This is a genomic window from Thiohalobacter thiocyanaticus (assembly GCF_003932505.1).
Taxonomy (GTDB): Bacteria; Pseudomonadota; Gammaproteobacteria; order Thiohalobacterales; family Thiohalobacteraceae; genus Thiohalobacter; species Thiohalobacter thiocyanaticus.
This window is the reverse complement of the sequence record NZ_QZMU01000001.1, coordinates 2,069,563-2,084,769: the sequence shown is the minus strand read 5'-3', so window position 1 is coordinate 2,084,769 and position 15,207 is coordinate 2,069,563. Positions and strand designations below refer to the sequence as shown.

Sequence of the window (15,207 nt, the reverse complement as noted above, 5' to 3'; positions counted from 1 at the left end):
AATGTCTCGCCTCAATCGCGCGGCGGAACCGCGTCGATTTGGAGACGCTTGTTAGCTCTGGCCTGAATATGCTTCGATAATTTCCTTAGATACATATACATATTCCTTCAATTCATCCAGCATCTCAGGATGTAATGACAATGGTGAATTTTTACCTTGGCGCGGAATACGCATTGTGACCGTCTTGCGGTGCTTCTTACCAAAAAAACCGTTTTGCCATACGAGCGACCCTCGGGCTGCATCATCTTTCTTATCAAGAATCTTCTCGAGAGCCCCTCCTATAATCCGTAATTTATGAGGATGCACATACTTTGATTTCTCGATTCTCTCTAACTCAATAGGCAACATTTGCGTGACACTGCCGTCTGGATTATTGATTTTGTAGTTCAGTACTCGACAGTACCTACGAATCTCCCAGACGGTTCGGTCTAACTCAACAAGCTTTGGACCATGAATATAGTATGAAGCCTCTAAATACCGAAAACGCCCAAATTTATCTAAATGCTCGATAAGTTGAAGAGCAGGAGTAGTCAGCTCTAGCTCGAATGGAAGTTGTTTTGCTTTCTCAAGGGCTTTTGTAAGGTCATGACCAATTCTCTTCGCTTTGACACGGTTGTATAGAAGTATGGCTTTAAGATATTTCTCAAGCGCTTGGAGTCCCTGCCAATGGAATTGCTCTACCAACCCTGCTCGGTACGACATCCGTGCCGCAATGTAATCCATATCAGCCGTATCTCGGAAGCTACGGGTAGCAAAGTCATTTAGGAGAGCATCGATTTCCATAGAAGAGCTAGCGATAAGCTTCAGCCGGCGCGGCGCGTTAGCGCCGACGTAGGCTGAAAGCGTTTGTTAGATTTTCGATGCTTTAATGACATAATCCGGAAACAAAACCAATTCCTCGAGAAAGCAGAATGGAGCAGACGCCAAGTGCAAAAGACCATTTAGAAAAGCCATAAGTTGATGATATTTTCGTATGAACTGATCCTTGGTCTTTTTTATCAACAGAAACACCTTCTTTGGTGGCGGCCTCATATCTAAGAGCAACCGGCACCAACTGAAGCCGATACAACTGAACTAAGCCTGAAATAAGTAACGATACCCAGCCAATAATCTCTGCTACACCCGCTACAATTCCTGATGATGAATCGGCGCTTTGAATTACGAGCGCCAATAACGCAAAGGTTAAGCTTACAAAATAAAGCTCGAATTTTTCTTGGAAGTCTAGAGCTTTTCGGTAAGTGTCTGACATGGCGTTTATAGACAATCTAGCAATGTATTAGACGGAATTCGTATTATTAGTAATAGTGCGGTTTCGACCTATCATGTAATACTCCCGACTCCGCGTATTGCGGCGCATCCTGTTGGTCATATTTACTTAAAATCACATATGAATCAATAGTATTGCCTTGTTTGGCCTACGAAGCCCCGAATCGTAATTGGCCGCCAAATCTACCTTCCAAGCGGCAAATTCAGCGATATATTGGTGATAGGCGGAATTCTGCCTCCAGAAGTGGAAAGTCCGCTATGTGCCGTTAGTTGACATTACCCCCTACCTTCACGCTTTGCCCCCTCCCCACCTGACCAAGCGCATAGCGCGTTATCACCGGACCGATCAGCTCGAAGAATACCGTCGCGCCAATGGCAATGGCGAGGATGCTTTCCGACAGCTCCGGGAAGCGCTGGGAGGCAACCAGCGCCATCCCCAGGGCCACCCCGGCCTGGGGTAGCAGGGCCGGGCCCAGCCAGCGGCGCACTGACCGATCAGCGCCGCCGAACCAGCCACCGGTTGCAGCGCCGGCGAGTTTGCCTAGAGTACGCAGCAGGATGTAAGCGGCGGCGATGTAGCCGGCGCTCAGCAGGGCATCCAGATGCAGGGAGGCGCCTGCGAGGATGAAGAACAGGATCTTGAAGGGCCAGTCGATGTGTTCGATTTCGTGGAAGGGGCGCTGGTGGTGGCTGGCCAGGCGGTAGACGGCCGCGCCCATTACCATGGCGGCGAGCAGAAAGGATACCTCCAGCCATTCCGCCAGCCCGCCGCACAGGAACACGAAGCCCAGCGCCTCGGCCAGGGTCGGCTGGCCCGGCCGGATGCGGCCGGTGAGATAGGCCATGGGCACGCCCAGGGCCAGGCCCAGCAACAGGGCACCGCCGACGTCGCGCAGCCCCAGCCACAGGCCGTCCAGACCGCTGCCGTCTCCGCCCAGGACCAGTGCGGTGGCGAGCAGCAGGCTGAACAGGATCATGCCCCAGGCGTCGTCGATGGCCACCACCCCGACCAGCACCGAGGTGAAGGGTCCCTTGGCACCGGATTCTTCGATCACGTCGGTGGTCGCGGCCGGCGCGGTGGCCGCGGCAATGCCGGCGAGCAGCAGGGACGTGACCAGCGGGACGTCCAGCAGCCACAGGCCGATCAGCACAACCAGCGCGGTCACCACGACATCGAAAATGGAAACGGTGAGAATCACCCGGCCCAGTTTTCCGGCGAGCAGCCGCACCAGCTGCTCACCCAACAGAAAGCCGATCATCAGCAGCGCCATGTCGGCCACCAGCGGAAACCAGCGACCGTGCAGATCCGGCAGCAGATCCCACCCGGCGGGGCCGATGCCAAAACCGAAGGCCAACAGCAGGGTCACGCGGGGCAGCGGGGTGTGGCGACCGACGGCTTCCACCGCCAGGCCTGCCAGAAGCAGGCCGCCCAGGGTGATCATGAAGGTGCTGATCTGCATGTCATCTCCCTTCGCGTTACACTGGGGTGATGAGTGAAACCATACTACTCGAACGCATCGCCGAACAGCTCGACGCTCATCCGGACGATCACGCGGCCTGGATGCGGGAAGTGATTGCGCTGTTCGAGGCCGATGCCGATGAAGGCTGGCGGCGGCTCAACTCGAAGCGCATGTGGGGCGGGGCCGGGTCGGTGGCCAATGCGGCCATGGACGACAACCCCGGGATGGACGCAACGCTGTGGGACCTGCATGTGCGGGAACTGCGCAGCCTGCTGATCGAGCTGGCCGAGCAGCTCAAGGCACGGGGGCAGGCCTATCCGGATATCGATTTCTGGTTGTCGGCTTTTACCAGCTGGAATCAGTCATTGTAGGTTGAGCTGAACAAAGCTCGGCCCGATCTATACACTCCCCAGCTTACGTACCTGGCGGAGAGTGGCTTCCCAGTCGGGGTTGGGATCGGTGCGGGTGATGCGCAGGCTGCGCCCGATCTCGTTCTCGTACCAGCCGCAGTGGTGCCGGTGGGGCTCGGCCTCGTAGGCCCACCAGGTACCGTCGCGGTCCTGGGCCAGCCAGGCCACCCATTCAGGCAGCTTTCCGGTTTCGATCATCGAGAATCGTTCATCCGACACAAAAAAGGGCGGCCGAAGCCGCCCTTCATCCCGAGTGGGAGCCGTCGATCAGTTGACCTTGGGATCCAGCTCGCCGGTTTCGTAGCGCTTGAACATCGCCTCGAGGCTGAGTGGCTTGATCTTGCTGGCGTGACCGGCGCAGCCGAAGGCTTCATAGCGGGCCTTGCAGATTTCCTTCATGGCCGCGGTGGAGGCCTTGAGGAACTTGCGCGGATCGAAGTTCTTCGGGTTCTCGGCCAAGTGCTTGCGGATGGCACCGGTGGAGGCCATGCGCAGGTCGGTATCGATGTTGACCTTGCGCACACCGTGCTTGATGCCTTCCTGGATCTCCTCGACCGGCACGCCGTAGGTCTCGCCCATGTCGCCGCCGAACTGGTCGATGATCTTCAGCCACTCCTGCGGCACCGAGGAGGAGCCGTGCATCACCAGGTGGGTGTTGGGGATGCGGGCGTGGATCTCCTTGATGCGCTCGATGGCCAGGATGTCACCGGTCGGCGGACGGGTGAACTTGTAGGCGCCGTGGGAGGTGCCGATGGCGATGGCGAGTGCGTCGACATGGGTCTCCTTGACGAACTGGGCGGCCTCTTCCGGGTCGGTCAGCAGCTGGGAATGATCCAGCACGCCCTCGGCGCCGGAGCCGTCTTCCTCGCCGGCCATGCCGGTCTCCAGCGAGCCCAGGCAGCCCAGTTCACCCTCGACGGACACGCCGCCGGCATGGGCCATCTCGACCACGCGGCGGGTGACGTCGACATTGTATTCATAGGTCGCGGGGGTCTTCATGTCCTCCATCAGCGAGCCGTCCATCATCACCGAGCTGAAGCCGGACTGAATGGAGCGCAGGCAGACGGAAGGGGCAGAGCCGTGGTCCTGGTGCATGACGACCGGGATGTGCGGATACATCTCCAGCGCGGCGGTGATCAGGTGGCGCAGGAAGGGCTCGCCCGCGTAGGAGCGCGCACCGGCCGAACCCTGCATGATGACCGGGCTGTTGGTTTCATCGGCCGCCTGCATGATGGCGTGGACCTGCTCCATGTTGTTGACGTTGAAGGCAGGCATGCCGAAATCGTTCTCGGCGGCGTAATCGAGCAATTGACGCAGGGATATCAAGGCCATGACGTTCTCCTTGGGATTTGAGTTTTAAAGGTTTTCAGAAACTTCTGCCGGCGCCCGGAGACACAATGGCCCATTGTAATCAGGACGTCGGCCGCGGTTCAGCTACATAAAAAATCCGGTTATTGCGAGTCAGGTCCGATCCCGGCACAGGGAATCACAGTTCCCGGGTCTCGTGTTCGCCGACCTGCAGTATCTTCATGGCGTTGGTACCGCCCAGCACGCCGGCCAGGTCACCCTTGGTGATGATCACCAGGTCACCGTCGCGCACCGCCCCGCGGCGCATCAACTCGTCGATGGCCTCCCGGTTGACCTCGGCATGATCGGTGGTGGTGACGTCGAAGCTGACCGGGTAGACGCCACGGTAAAGGGTTACCTTTCTACGCGTCTCCACATGGCGGGTCAAGGCATAGATCGGGATCCCGGAGCTGATGCGCGACATCCACAGCGGCGTGGCGCCGGACTCGGTCAGGGCCGCGATCGCCTTGACGCCCAGGTGGTTGGCGGTATACATGGCGGCCTTGGCGATGGCCTCGTCGATGCGGTTGAAACGCACCTTCTGGCGCCGTTCCTGGGCCAGGGCGGTGCGCTGGCGCTCGGCGCCCTTGCAGATACGGTCCATGGCGGAGACGGCCTTGGCCGGGTAGCGCCCGGTGGCGGTCTCGGCCGAGAGCATGACGGCGTCGGTGCCATCGATGACGGCGTTGGCCACGTCGAAGACCTCGGCCCGGGTCGGGATCTGGCTCTCGACCATGGACTTGCATCATCTGGGTGGCGGTGATCACAACGCGGTCCATGTTCCGGGCCGCGGAGATGATGCGCTTCTGCACCGCCGGCAGCTCGGCATCGCCGATCTCCACACCCAGATCGCCGCGGGCGATCATGACGGCGTCGGCGGCCTCGATGATCTCTTCCAGGTTGTGGATCGCCTCGGCCCGCTCGATCTTGGCCACCAGCCCGCCGTGGCCGCCGGCCTGGCGCAGCAGTTCACGCGCCTCGTTGACGTCCTCGGCCGAGCGCGGGAAGGAAATGGCGACATAATCGGCCTGCATGTCGGCCGCCACCCGGATGTCGATCCGGTCCTTGTCGGTCAGCGCCTTGGCCGACAGGCCGCCGCCCTGGCGGTTGATCCCCTTGCTGTTGGACAGCGGGCCGCCGAGCACCACCCGGCATTCGATCTCGGTCTCGCGCACGTCCTCGACCCAGAGCACGATCTGGCCGTCATCGAGCAGCAGGGTGTCGCCGCGATTGACGTCGTCGGGCAGTTGCTTGTAGGTCAGGCCCACCCGCTGCTTGTCGCCGGCATCCGGCGCCAGCCTGGCATCAAGGGTGAACTTCTCACCCTCCTCCAGCAACACACTGCCTTCCTGGAAACGCTCGATGCGGATCTTCGGCCCCTGCAGGTCCACCAACACCCCGACCTGACGGCCGTGGGCCCGCGCGCGGTTGCGTACCGTCTCGCCGCGGTTGCGATGTTCGTCATGGGTGCCGTGGGAGAAGTTCAGCCGGACCACGTCCACGCCCGCCTGAATCAGCTCATCGAGCGCCTTGGGGTCATCGGTCGCCGGCCCGAGCGTGGCAATAATCTTGGTACGTCGCAGCATGTGTATTCCTGTTGGAAGTAAGGAGTGAGGAGTAAGGAGTGAGATGCCCGAGACCGGGTTTTACTTCTCACTCCTCACCCCCTCACTGAAAATCACCCCTTCGCACGTTCCTCCAGCATCGCCACTGCCGGCAGGGTCTTGCCTTCCAGGAACTCCAGGAAGGCGCCGCCGGCGGTGGAGATGTAGGAAACCTTGTCGTAGATGTCGTACTTCTGAATGGCCGCAATGGTGTCGCCGCCGCCGGCAATGGAGAAACCGTTGGACTCGGCGATGGCCAGCCCCAGGGCCCGGGTGCCTTCACCGAACTGATCGAACTCGAATACACCGACCGGACCGTTCCAGACGATGGTGCCGGCGTTCTTGAGCATCTCGGCATAGCGGCCGGCCGTTTCGGGACCGACGTCGAAGATCATATCGTCGTCGGCGACCTCGTCGACCTTCTTGGTCACGGCCTCGGCAGTCTCGGAAAATTCCTTGCCGACCACCACGTCCACCGGCACCGGAATCTCGCCGCCCTTGGCGGTAGCAGCATCCATCAGGCGCTTGGCCTCGGCCACCAGGTCCTGCTCGTAGAGGGACTTGCCGACATTGTAGCCGGCGGCCTTGATGAAGGTGTTGGCGATGCCGCCACCGACGATGAGCTGATCCACCTTGGTGGACAGGGACTCGAGCACGGTCAGTTTGGTGGAGACCTTGGAGCCGCCGACGATGGCGACCATGGGCCGGTTGGGCTTGGCCAGGGCCTTCTGCAGGGCCTCCAACTCCTCGGCCAGCAGCAGGCCGGCGCAGGCGGCCGGGGCGAACTTGCCGGCGCCGTGGGTCGAGGCCTGGGCGCGGTGGGCGGTGCCGAAGGCATCCATCACGAAGATATCGCACAGGCTGGCGTATTTCTTGGCCAGGGTCTCGTCGTCCTTCTTCTCGCCCTTGTTGAAGCGCACGTTCTCCAGCAGCACCACTTCGCCGTCGCCGAGCTCGGGGGCCTGTTCCAGATAGCCCTTGACCAGTCGCACCTCACTGCCCAGCTTGGCCGACATGTCCTCGGCGATGGGCTGCATGGAATTCTCTTCATCGACCACGCCCTCCTCCGGACGACCGCGGTGCGACATCACCATGACCTTCGCACCCGCCTTCACGCAGTGTTCGATGGTGGGCATGGAGGCGGTGATGCGGGCGTCGGAGGTCACCTTGCCGTCTTTCACCGGCACATTCAGATCGGCGCGGATAAGCACCCGCTTGCCGGCCAGGTCGAGATCAGTCAGCTTGGTAAAGGAAGCCATGCACAACTCCTGTATTTAATATGTTGAAAGCGATTTGCGATGCCCGCAGGCATGACAAATCGTTTTCCACCCACCTCGTCATTCCGGCGGAGGCCGGAATCCAGCGGTTTGAAAACCGACTGCGGCTTCTGGATCCCGGCCTTCGCCGGGATGACGGCATAAATTAACCACCGTTCATCCGAAGCCGCAGAAGGCTCAGGTTTCAGGGGCCGGGAACAGCTTGTCGCTGATCCCTGACCCCTGGCCCCTGATACCTGCGGCATCAGTTCTTCGCGACGTGCTCCACGAAGCGCATCATGTTGCAGGTGTAGCCGTACTCGTTGTCGTACCAGGCCACGACCTTGACGAAGGTGTCGTCCAGGGCGATGCCGGCCTCGGCGTCGAAGGTGGACGGGGCGCTGTTGCCGCGGAAGTCGGTGGAGACCACCTTCTCCTCGGTGTAGCCCATGACACCCTTCAGCTCGCCTTCGGCGGCGGCCTTCATGGCGGCGCAGATGTCGTCGTAGCTCGCGTCCTTGTTCAGCTCAACGGTCAGATCGACCACGGAGACATCAGAGGTCGGCACACGGAAGGCCATACCGGTCAGCTTGCCGTTCAGATCCGGCAGCACCTTGCCCACGGCCTTGGCCGCACCGGTGGAGGACGGAATGATGTTCTCCAGGATGCCGCGGCCGCCGCGCCAGTCCTTGGCGGAAGGACCGTCGACGGTCTTCTGGGTGGCGGTGGCGGCGTGGACGGTGGTCATCAGGCCGCGCTTGATGCCGTACTTGTCGTGCAGCACCTTGGCCACCGGGGCCAGGCAGTTGGTGGTGCAGGAGGCGGCGGAGACGATGGTCTCGCCGGCATAGACGCTGTGGTTGACGCCATAGACGAACATGGGGGTGGCGTCCTTGGACGGGGCCGACATGACCACCTTCTTGGCGCCGGCATCGATGTGCTTCTGCGCGGTCTCTTCGGTCAGGAACAGGCCGGTGGACTCGACCACCACCTCCGCGCCCACGTCACCCCACTTGAGGGCGGCCGGATCGCGCTCGGCGGTCAGACGGATCTTCTTGCCGTTGACGACCAGATTGTTGCCCTCGACGGAGATGTCACCGTCGAAGCGACCGTGCACGGAGTCGTACTTCAGCATGTAGGCCAGATATTCAGGCTCCAGCAGGTCGTTGATGCCGACGATCTCGATGTCCTTGAAGTCCTTCGCCACGGCGCGGAAGACCATGCGGCCGATGCGGCCGAAACCATTGATACCGATCTTAATTGCCATTGTCTGTCTCCATTTTCTGAGTATCTACTTTAAGTCACGAAATCTTTGTACCGTCATTGCGAGGAACGAAGTGACGAAGCAATCTCTTGCTGTTCCTGCCGCATTACGAGATTGCCGCGCTACGCTCGCAATGACGGTTGCTGGGCAGAAGTCCTTACAGAATGCCTTCCACTGCCTTGGCAACGTTCTCCGCGGTGAAGCCGAACTCCTTGAACAGCTCACCGGCCGGCGCGGACTCGCCGAAGCGATCCAGGCCGACCACGGCGCCGTCCAGGCCGACGTACTTGCGCCAGTAATCAGTGACACCGGCCTCGACGGCCACCCGTTTGGTGCAGGACTTCGGCAGGACCGATTCCCTGTAAGCCTCGTCCTGGGCGTCGAAGGTGTCGGTCGAGGGCATGGAGACCACGCGGATCTTCTTGCCGGAGAGGCTCTCGGCGGCCTTGACCGCGATCTCGACCTCGGAACCGGTGGCGATGATGATGGCATCCGGAGCACCGTCGCAGTCGCGCAGCACGTAGCCGCCGCGGGCGATATTGGCGATCTGATCGGCGCTGCGCTCCATGTGAGCCAGGTTCTGGCGCGAGAACACCAGGCAGGAGGGACCGTCGGTCCGCTCAATGGCGGCTTTCCAGGCCACGGCGGTCTCGACCGTGTCACAGGGGCGCCACAGCGACATGTTGGGCATCAGGCGCAGGGTGGATATCTGCTCGACCGGCTGGTGGGTGGGGCCGTCTTCGCCCAGACCGATGGAGTCGTGGGTGTAGACGAACAGGCTCGGCACCTTCATCAGCGCGGCCATGCGCAGGGCGTTGCGGGCGTATTCGGAGAACATCAGGAAGGTGCCGCCGAAGGGCTTCACACCGCCGTGCAGCGTCATGCCGTTGATGATGGCGGACATGCCGAACTCGCGCACGCCGTAGGAGATGTAGTTGCCGTCAGCCACCGTGTTGGTGATCTGCTTGCACTCCGGCCAGGAGGTATTGTTGGACGGGGTGAGGTCGGCAGAGCCACCGATGAATTCCGGCAGTACCTTGGCGAAGGCCTTGATGGCGTTGCCGGAGGCCTTGCGGGTCGGGTCGGAGGCACCGGCCTCGTCGCAGCTCTTGATCAGTGCCTCGGCGGTCTCCTGCCAGTTGGCCGGCAGCTCGCCCTTCATGCGGCGCTCGAACTCGGCGGCCAGATCAGGGAAGGCGGCACGGTAGGCGGCGAATTTCTCGTTCCACTCGGCCTCGGTCTTCGTACCCTTGTCCCTGGCGTCCCAGCCGGCGTAGATCTCGTCCGGGATCACGAAGGGCTCGTGCTTCCAGTCGATGTTCTCACGGGTGGCCTTGATCTCGTCGTCACCCAGCGGGGCGCCGTGGCAGTCGTGGCTGCCGCACAGGTTCGGGGCACCGTAGCCGATGACGGTCTTGGTGCAGATCAGGGTGGGCTTGTCGTTGACCGACTTGGCCTCATGGATGGCCTTGGCCACGGCTTCCGGGTCGTGGCCGTCCACACCGCGCACCACGTGCCAGCCATAGGCCTCGAAGCGCTTGGGGGTGTCGTCGGTGAACCAGGTGTCGACGTGGCCGTCGATGGAGATGCCGTTGTCGTCCCAGAAGGCGATCAGCTTGCCCAGGCCCAGGGTGCCGGCCAGGGCGCAGGACTCGTGGGAGATGCCTTCCATCATGCAGCCGTCACCCATGAATACGTAGGTGTAATGGTCGACAATGTGGTGGCCGTCACGGTTGAACTGCGCGGCCAGGGAGCGCTCGGCCAGCGCCATGCCCACGGCGTTGCTGATGCCCTGACCCAGCGGCCCGGTGGTGGTCTCGACACCGGGGGTGTAGCCGTACTCGGGGTGACCCGGGGTCCTGGAGTGCAGCTGACGGAAGTTCTTCAGCTCTGCCATCGGCAGGTCATAGCCGGTGAGATGCAGCAGGGAGTAGATCAGCATGGAGCCGTGACCGTTGGACAGCACGAAACGGTCGCGGTCCCACCAGTGCGGGTTGGCCGGGTTGTGCTTGAGGAAATCGTTCCACAGCACCTCGGCGATGTCCGCCATGCCCATGGGGGCGCCGGGATGACCGGACTTGGCCTTCTGAACGGCATCCATGCTCAGTGCACGAATGGCATTGGCAAGCTCTCTGCGAGAAGGCATAGCTCTCTCCTGTAAACGCTTTATTTAAGAAATCTTGTGAAGGCGCGCCGCCGTCCGCTACAGGCGGCCCCGCCGCAAAACCTGATGTTTTTCTTCCCGGTAAAACGAAAATGCACCCTCGACCGCCGTACCTGCTCGGAGGGCGCATGAAATGTCACGCATCCGGCCGTTCTGGGAGCCGGCCGTGTCTACGGCCTCATTCAGCCACGGGGTGCACTGGGAAAGGCATCACCCGGGCCCGGGAGAGCGGCGTATTTTCCCCTAGTTGGTGCGGTGTCGCAATAGCGGGGGCAGGCCGGGGATTTTATACGGGCATTAGCCCGGTACGGCTCAGGTGCGGCGGGGGGATCTGCCGGGCAGAGGGAGCACCTCGCCGGCGTGCTCGGAATGCTGCCGGTCGAGATGACGTTTTTCCATTTCTTCCAAGGCCTTGGCGAACTCGCCCTGGAGCCGCCTGGCGCTCTCCCGGCCCTTTTCCAGGTAGACCTCCACCCGGTAGGGAACGGGCTCGTCCAGGGACTGGCGAACCTGGGGGCGGAAATGCGTCCAGGCGACTTCGACCAGGTGCTTGGCCTGGATGTCGACGAAGATGATCTCCTCGGCGTCGATCACGCCCATGAACTGCATGCTGCGGATGGGCACGAACACGCACTCCCGGCCCGAGCGCTGCAGGACGACGTGGGCCAGATTGTAGACCCGGGCCGGGAGGGTCAGCTCCCGGACCTCAATCGGCTCATCCCGAAAGAAGGTCTCGAACCCGTTCATATACCTTATTATGATCCCCAACCGGCCCGGGGAGGCAAGCCCGTTTGGCAAACCCCCTTCAACGCAGAGGCGCAAAGGCGCAGAGACCGCAGAGTATTATATATATTTCAATAAATTAGTCTTTGCGTCCTTTGCACCTCCGCGCCTTTGCGTTGAGGTCTTTGTGTCCAGTCCAGCGCCCCCTTCAGGCCTCTTCCTTCCACTTGATGGAGCAGCCCATGCTGGGGATCTGCTCGGCCGGACCCTGACCGGTCTCGGCGACCTGGACCATGGCCTCGAACAGGTCGCGCTTCACGTCGGGCGCGGCGGCCTCCTTGCGGCTTTCATCCAGCCGGCCACGGTACTGCAGTTCCAGATCGGCGTTGTAGCCGAAGAAATCCGGGGTGCAGACCGCCCCATAGGCCTTGGCCACTTCCTGGGTCTCGTCCATCAGGTAGGGGAAGGGGAAATCGAATTCCCCGGCCACCTGCTTCATGTTCTCGAAGCTGTCCTCGGGATAGTCGCTCGGATCATTGGACATGATGGCCACGCTGTTGATGCCGTATTTCTCCTTCAACTCCCGGGCATCACGCACGATACGGTCGCGCACGGCCTTGACGTAGGGGCAGTGGTTGCAGATGAACATCACCAGCAGGCCCTTCTCACCGCGGCAGTCCTGCAGGGTCCAGGTCCGGCCGTCCACGCCGGGCAGAGAGAAGTCGACGGCCGGCCGGCCGAAGTCGCATACGGGGGTTTCCAACGACACCATGGCGCTAATTCCTCGCTTTCATTAGGGTTTCGGTCGATTCCTGTTGCCTTTCATTATACCCGGCACCCGCGCTCACGAAAGGACCCGGCTATATATTTGTGCAAATATTTGTTAAGATGACCGGCTCTTTGAGGCTGTAACCCAAAATACATGTCAAACGACTTCCTGTTCACCTCCGAGTCCGTCTCGGAGGGGCACCCGGACAAGATGTGCGACCAGATCTCGGACGCCGTGCTGGACGCCATCATCGCCCAGGATCCGCACGCCCGCGTGGCCTGCGAGACCCTGGTCAAGACCGGCATGGTGGTCCTGGCCGGCGAGATCACCACCGGCGCCACCATCAGATACGAAGAGCTGGTGCGCCGCACCGTCAATGACATCGGCTACACCAGCTCGGACATCGGCTTCGACGGCCACACCTGCGCCGTGATCAACGCCCTGGGCGAGCAGTCCGCCGACATCCGCCAGGGCGTGGACCGCGCCAGCCGCGAACAGCAGGGCGCGGGCGACCAGGGCCTGATGTTCGGCTACGCCACCAACGAGACAGACGTGCTGATGCCGGCGCCGATCACCTATGCGCACCGCCTGGTCCGCCGCCAGGCCGAACTGCGCAGGAACGGCGAACTGCCCTGGCTGCGGCCGGACGCCAAGAGCCAGGTCACGTTCTGCTACGAGAATCTGAAACCGGTGGGCGTGGATGCCGTCGTGCTGTCCACCCAGCATGCTCCGGAGATCGCGCTGCCCGAGCTGCGGGAAGCCGTCTTCGAGATGATCATAAAACCGGTGATCCCGGAACAGTGGCTGGCCGGGTGCGATGAGGACAAGATCCACATCAACCCGACCGGCAAATTCGTCATCGGCGGGCCGATGGGCGACTGCGGCCTGACCGGGCGCAAGATCATCGTCGACACCTACGGCGGTATGTCCCGCCATGGCGGCGGCGCCTTCTCGGGCAAGGACCCGTCCAAGGTGGACCGCTCGGCGGCCTATGCCTGCCGCTATGTGGCTAAGAACATCGTCGCAGCCGGCCTTGCCGACCGCTGCGAACTGCAGGTGTCCTACGCCATCGGCGTGGCGGAGCCGACCTCCATCACGGTGGAGACCTTCGGTACCCATCACGTCGAGGAGAGCAGGATCACCGCCCTGGTGCGCGAGCATTTCGACCTGCGCCCCTGGGGCATCATCACCATGCTGGATCTGCTCCAGCCGCTGTATCAGCAGACCGCCGCCTACGGGCATCTGGGTCGGGACGACATCGACCTGCCCTGGGAACGGACTGACAAGGCCGAACTGCTGCGTGACGGCGCCGGCCTGTAACTTTTTTGTAAGCAACGACTGTTAGATAACGGTCATCCGCACTTCGAGGAGCGTTGCAACAGGAGCGCGGAGTTTATCGACCAGGGTCCGCCCCGATCGATAAACTCCGCCGCCTCCTGCCAGGCTCGGAGATAAGCGGGTTCAGGATGAACAACTGCGCTCGGTAACTTGGGAGACCAACTACATGAACGCCGTGATGGACAAGAACTTCACTGACTTCAAGGTTGCCGACATCAATCTCGCCGATTGGGGTCGCAAGGAAATCGAAATCGCCGAGACCGAAATGCCCGGTCTGATCGCCACCCGCGAGAAATACCGTGACGAGCAGCCGCTCAAGGGCGCCCGGATCGCCGGCAGCCTGCACATGACCATCCAGACCGCCGTGCTGATCGAGACGCTGGTCGCACTCGGCGCCGAGGTGCGCTGGGTGTCATGCAACATCTTCTCCACTCAGGACCACGCCGCCGCGGCCATCGCCGCCAGTGGCGTTCCGGTCTATGCCTACAAGGGCGAGAGCCTGGAAGAGTACTGGGACTTCACCCATAAGCTGATGGAGTTCGGCGACGAGACCCCGAACATGATCCTGGATGACGGCGGCGACGCCACCATGCTGATCATGCTGGGCACCAAGGCCGAATCCGACCTCTCCGTGCTGGACAACCCGAGCAGCGAAGAGGAAGTGGCCCTGTTCAACGCCATCAAGGCCAAGCTCAAGGAGTCCCCTAACTGGTACTCCAATATCAAGAAGAACATCCAGGGCGTGACCGAGGAGACCACCACCGGCGTGCATCGTCTGTATGAGATGTCCAGGAATGGCGAACTGGCCTTCCCCGCCATCAACGTCAACGACTCGGTAACCAAGTCCAAGTTCGACAACCTGTACGGCTGCCGCGAGTCGCTGGTCGACGGCATCAAGCGCGCCACCGACACCATGATCGCCGGCAAGATCGGCGTGGTCTGCGGCTACGGCGACGTCGGCAAGGGCTCGGCCCAGTCGCTGCGCGGCCTGGGTGCGACCGTATGGGTCACCGAGATCGACCCGATCTGCGCCCTGCAGGCGGCGATGGAAGGCTATCGCGTGGTCACCATGGAAGATGCCGCACCGCTGGGCGATATCTTCGTCACCACCACCGGTAACAAGGACATCATCACCTATGACCACATGGCCGCGATGAAGGATCAGGCCATCGTGTGCAACATCGGTCACTTTGACAACGAGATCCAGATCGAGCAGACCCGCAAGCACGAGTGGATCAACATCAAGCCGCAGGTCGACCAGATCGTCTTCCCCGACGGCCACCGCGTGACCATGCTGGCCGAAGGCCGTCTGGTGAACCTGGGCTGCGGCACCGGTCACCCAAGCTTCGTGATGTCCAACTCCTTTACCAACCAGGTACTGGCGCAGATCGAGCTGTTCAGCAAGGGCGACCAGTACGACAACGACGTCTACATCCTGCCCAAGCACCTGGATGAGGAGGTCGCGCGTCTGCACCTGGACAAGATCGGTGCGAAGCTGACCAAGCTGAGCAAGGAGCAGGCCGACTACATCGGCGTTCCGGTCGAGGGCCCCTACAAGCCCGAGCACTACCGCTACTGATCAGGCAGCACAATGAAACACCGGCGA

13 protein-coding genes, 1 pseudogene and 1 riboswitch are annotated in these 15,207 nt (G+C 61.5%); of the genes and pseudogenes, 3 read left to right on the top strand and 11 right to left on the bottom strand.

From position 1 onward, the window contains the following. Positions 1 to 51: 51 nt before the first annotated feature. From D6C00_RS09825 to D6C00_RS09815, 3 genes are all read right to left on the bottom strand, one after another. Positions 52 to 783 carry a HEPN domain-containing protein gene (locus tag D6C00_RS09825; RefSeq protein WP_125181562.1) on the bottom strand — a complete coding sequence of 244 codons (732 nt, stop codon included), beginning with the start codon at positions 781 to 783 and terminating at the stop codon, positions 52 to 54. An 82-nt stretch (positions 784 to 865) separates the two neighbouring features. Next, positions 866 to 1,249 carry a hypothetical protein gene (locus D6C00_RS09820; protein ID WP_125181561.1) on the bottom strand — a complete coding sequence of 128 codons (384 nt, stop codon included), beginning with the start codon at positions 1,247 to 1,249 and terminating at the stop codon, positions 866 to 868. 283 nt (positions 1,250 to 1,532) lie between these two features. Continuing rightward, the gene (locus D6C00_RS09815; protein ID WP_125181560.1) at positions 1,533 to 2,726 is read right to left on the bottom strand and encodes a cation:proton antiporter; all 1,194 of its coding nucleotides are present in this window, start codon (positions 2,724 to 2,726) and stop codon (positions 1,533 to 1,535) included. A gap of 29 nt (positions 2,727 to 2,755) precedes the next feature. On the opposite strand from D6C00_RS09815, the gene D6C00_RS09810 reads away from it, so the two are divergent. Then, a complete protein-coding gene (locus D6C00_RS09810; protein WP_125181559.1) occupies positions 2,756 to 3,097 on the top strand; it encodes a hypothetical protein in 342 nt (113 codons plus the stop codon). A 27-nt stretch (positions 3,098 to 3,124) separates the two neighbouring features. On the opposite strand, the gene D6C00_RS09805 is transcribed toward D6C00_RS09810, so the two are convergent. The 8 genes and pseudogenes from D6C00_RS09805 to D6C00_RS09770 form a co-directional block, all read right to left on the bottom strand. Next, complete coding sequence (locus tag D6C00_RS09805; protein ID WP_206609543.1) at positions 3,125 to 3,334, bottom strand: hypothetical protein; 210 nt, start codon at positions 3,332 to 3,334, stop codon at positions 3,125 to 3,127. 69 nt (positions 3,335 to 3,403) lie between these two features. After that, complete coding sequence (gene fba, locus D6C00_RS09800) at positions 3,404 to 4,468, bottom strand: class II fructose-bisphosphate aldolase (protein ID WP_125181558.1); 1,065 nt, start codon at positions 4,466 to 4,468, stop codon at positions 3,404 to 3,406. Positions 4,469 to 4,622: 154 nt separating this feature from the next. After that, a pseudogene (gene pyk / locus D6C00_RS09795) lies at positions 4,623 to 6,069 on the bottom strand (pyruvate kinase). A gap of 92 nt (positions 6,070 to 6,161) precedes the next feature. Beyond that, positions 6,162 to 7,346 (bottom strand): phosphoglycerate kinase, encoded by a 1,185-nt coding sequence (locus tag D6C00_RS09790; protein WP_125181557.1) that lies wholly within the window; start codon positions 7,344 to 7,346, stop codon positions 6,162 to 6,164. Between the two features lie 262 nt (positions 7,347 to 7,608). Then, positions 7,609 to 8,610 (bottom strand): type I glyceraldehyde-3-phosphate dehydrogenase, encoded by a 1,002-nt coding sequence (gene gap, locus D6C00_RS09785; protein ID WP_125181556.1) that lies wholly within the window; start codon positions 8,608 to 8,610, stop codon positions 7,609 to 7,611. A gap of 154 nt (positions 8,611 to 8,764) precedes the next feature. Beyond that, the gene (tkt, locus tag D6C00_RS09780) at positions 8,765 to 10,753 is read right to left on the bottom strand and encodes a transketolase (RefSeq protein WP_125181555.1); all 1,989 of its coding nucleotides are present in this window, start codon (positions 10,751 to 10,753) and stop codon (positions 8,765 to 8,767) included. A gap of 330 nt (positions 10,754 to 11,083) precedes the next feature. Next, positions 11,084 to 11,518, bottom strand: coding sequence for a hypothetical protein (locus D6C00_RS09775; RefSeq protein ID WP_125181554.1), 435 nt, complete (start codon positions 11,516 to 11,518; stop codon positions 11,084 to 11,086). A gap of 184 nt (positions 11,519 to 11,702) precedes the next feature. Next, the gene (locus D6C00_RS09770) at positions 11,703 to 12,266 is read right to left on the bottom strand and encodes a thioredoxin family protein (RefSeq protein WP_125181553.1); all 564 of its coding nucleotides are present in this window, start codon (positions 12,264 to 12,266) and stop codon (positions 11,703 to 11,705) included. 150 nt (positions 12,267 to 12,416) lie between these two features. Between D6C00_RS09770 and metK the strand changes: the two genes are divergently transcribed. Together metK and ahcY are read left to right on the top strand one after the other, a co-directional pair. Then, on the top strand, positions 12,417 to 13,583 hold the full coding sequence (metK, locus tag D6C00_RS09765; RefSeq protein ID WP_125181552.1) for a methionine adenosyltransferase: 1,167 nt from the start codon (positions 12,417 to 12,419) through the stop codon (positions 13,581 to 13,583). 39 nt (positions 13,584 to 13,622) lie between these two features. Continuing rightward, positions 13,623 to 13,752, top strand: a riboswitch (S-adenosyl-L-homocysteine riboswitch). 15 nt (positions 13,753 to 13,767) lie between these two features. Continuing rightward, a complete protein-coding gene (gene ahcY / locus D6C00_RS09760; protein WP_125181551.1) occupies positions 13,768 to 15,180 on the top strand; it encodes an adenosylhomocysteinase in 1,413 nt (470 codons plus the stop codon). Positions 15,181 to 15,207: the final 27 nt, after the last annotated feature.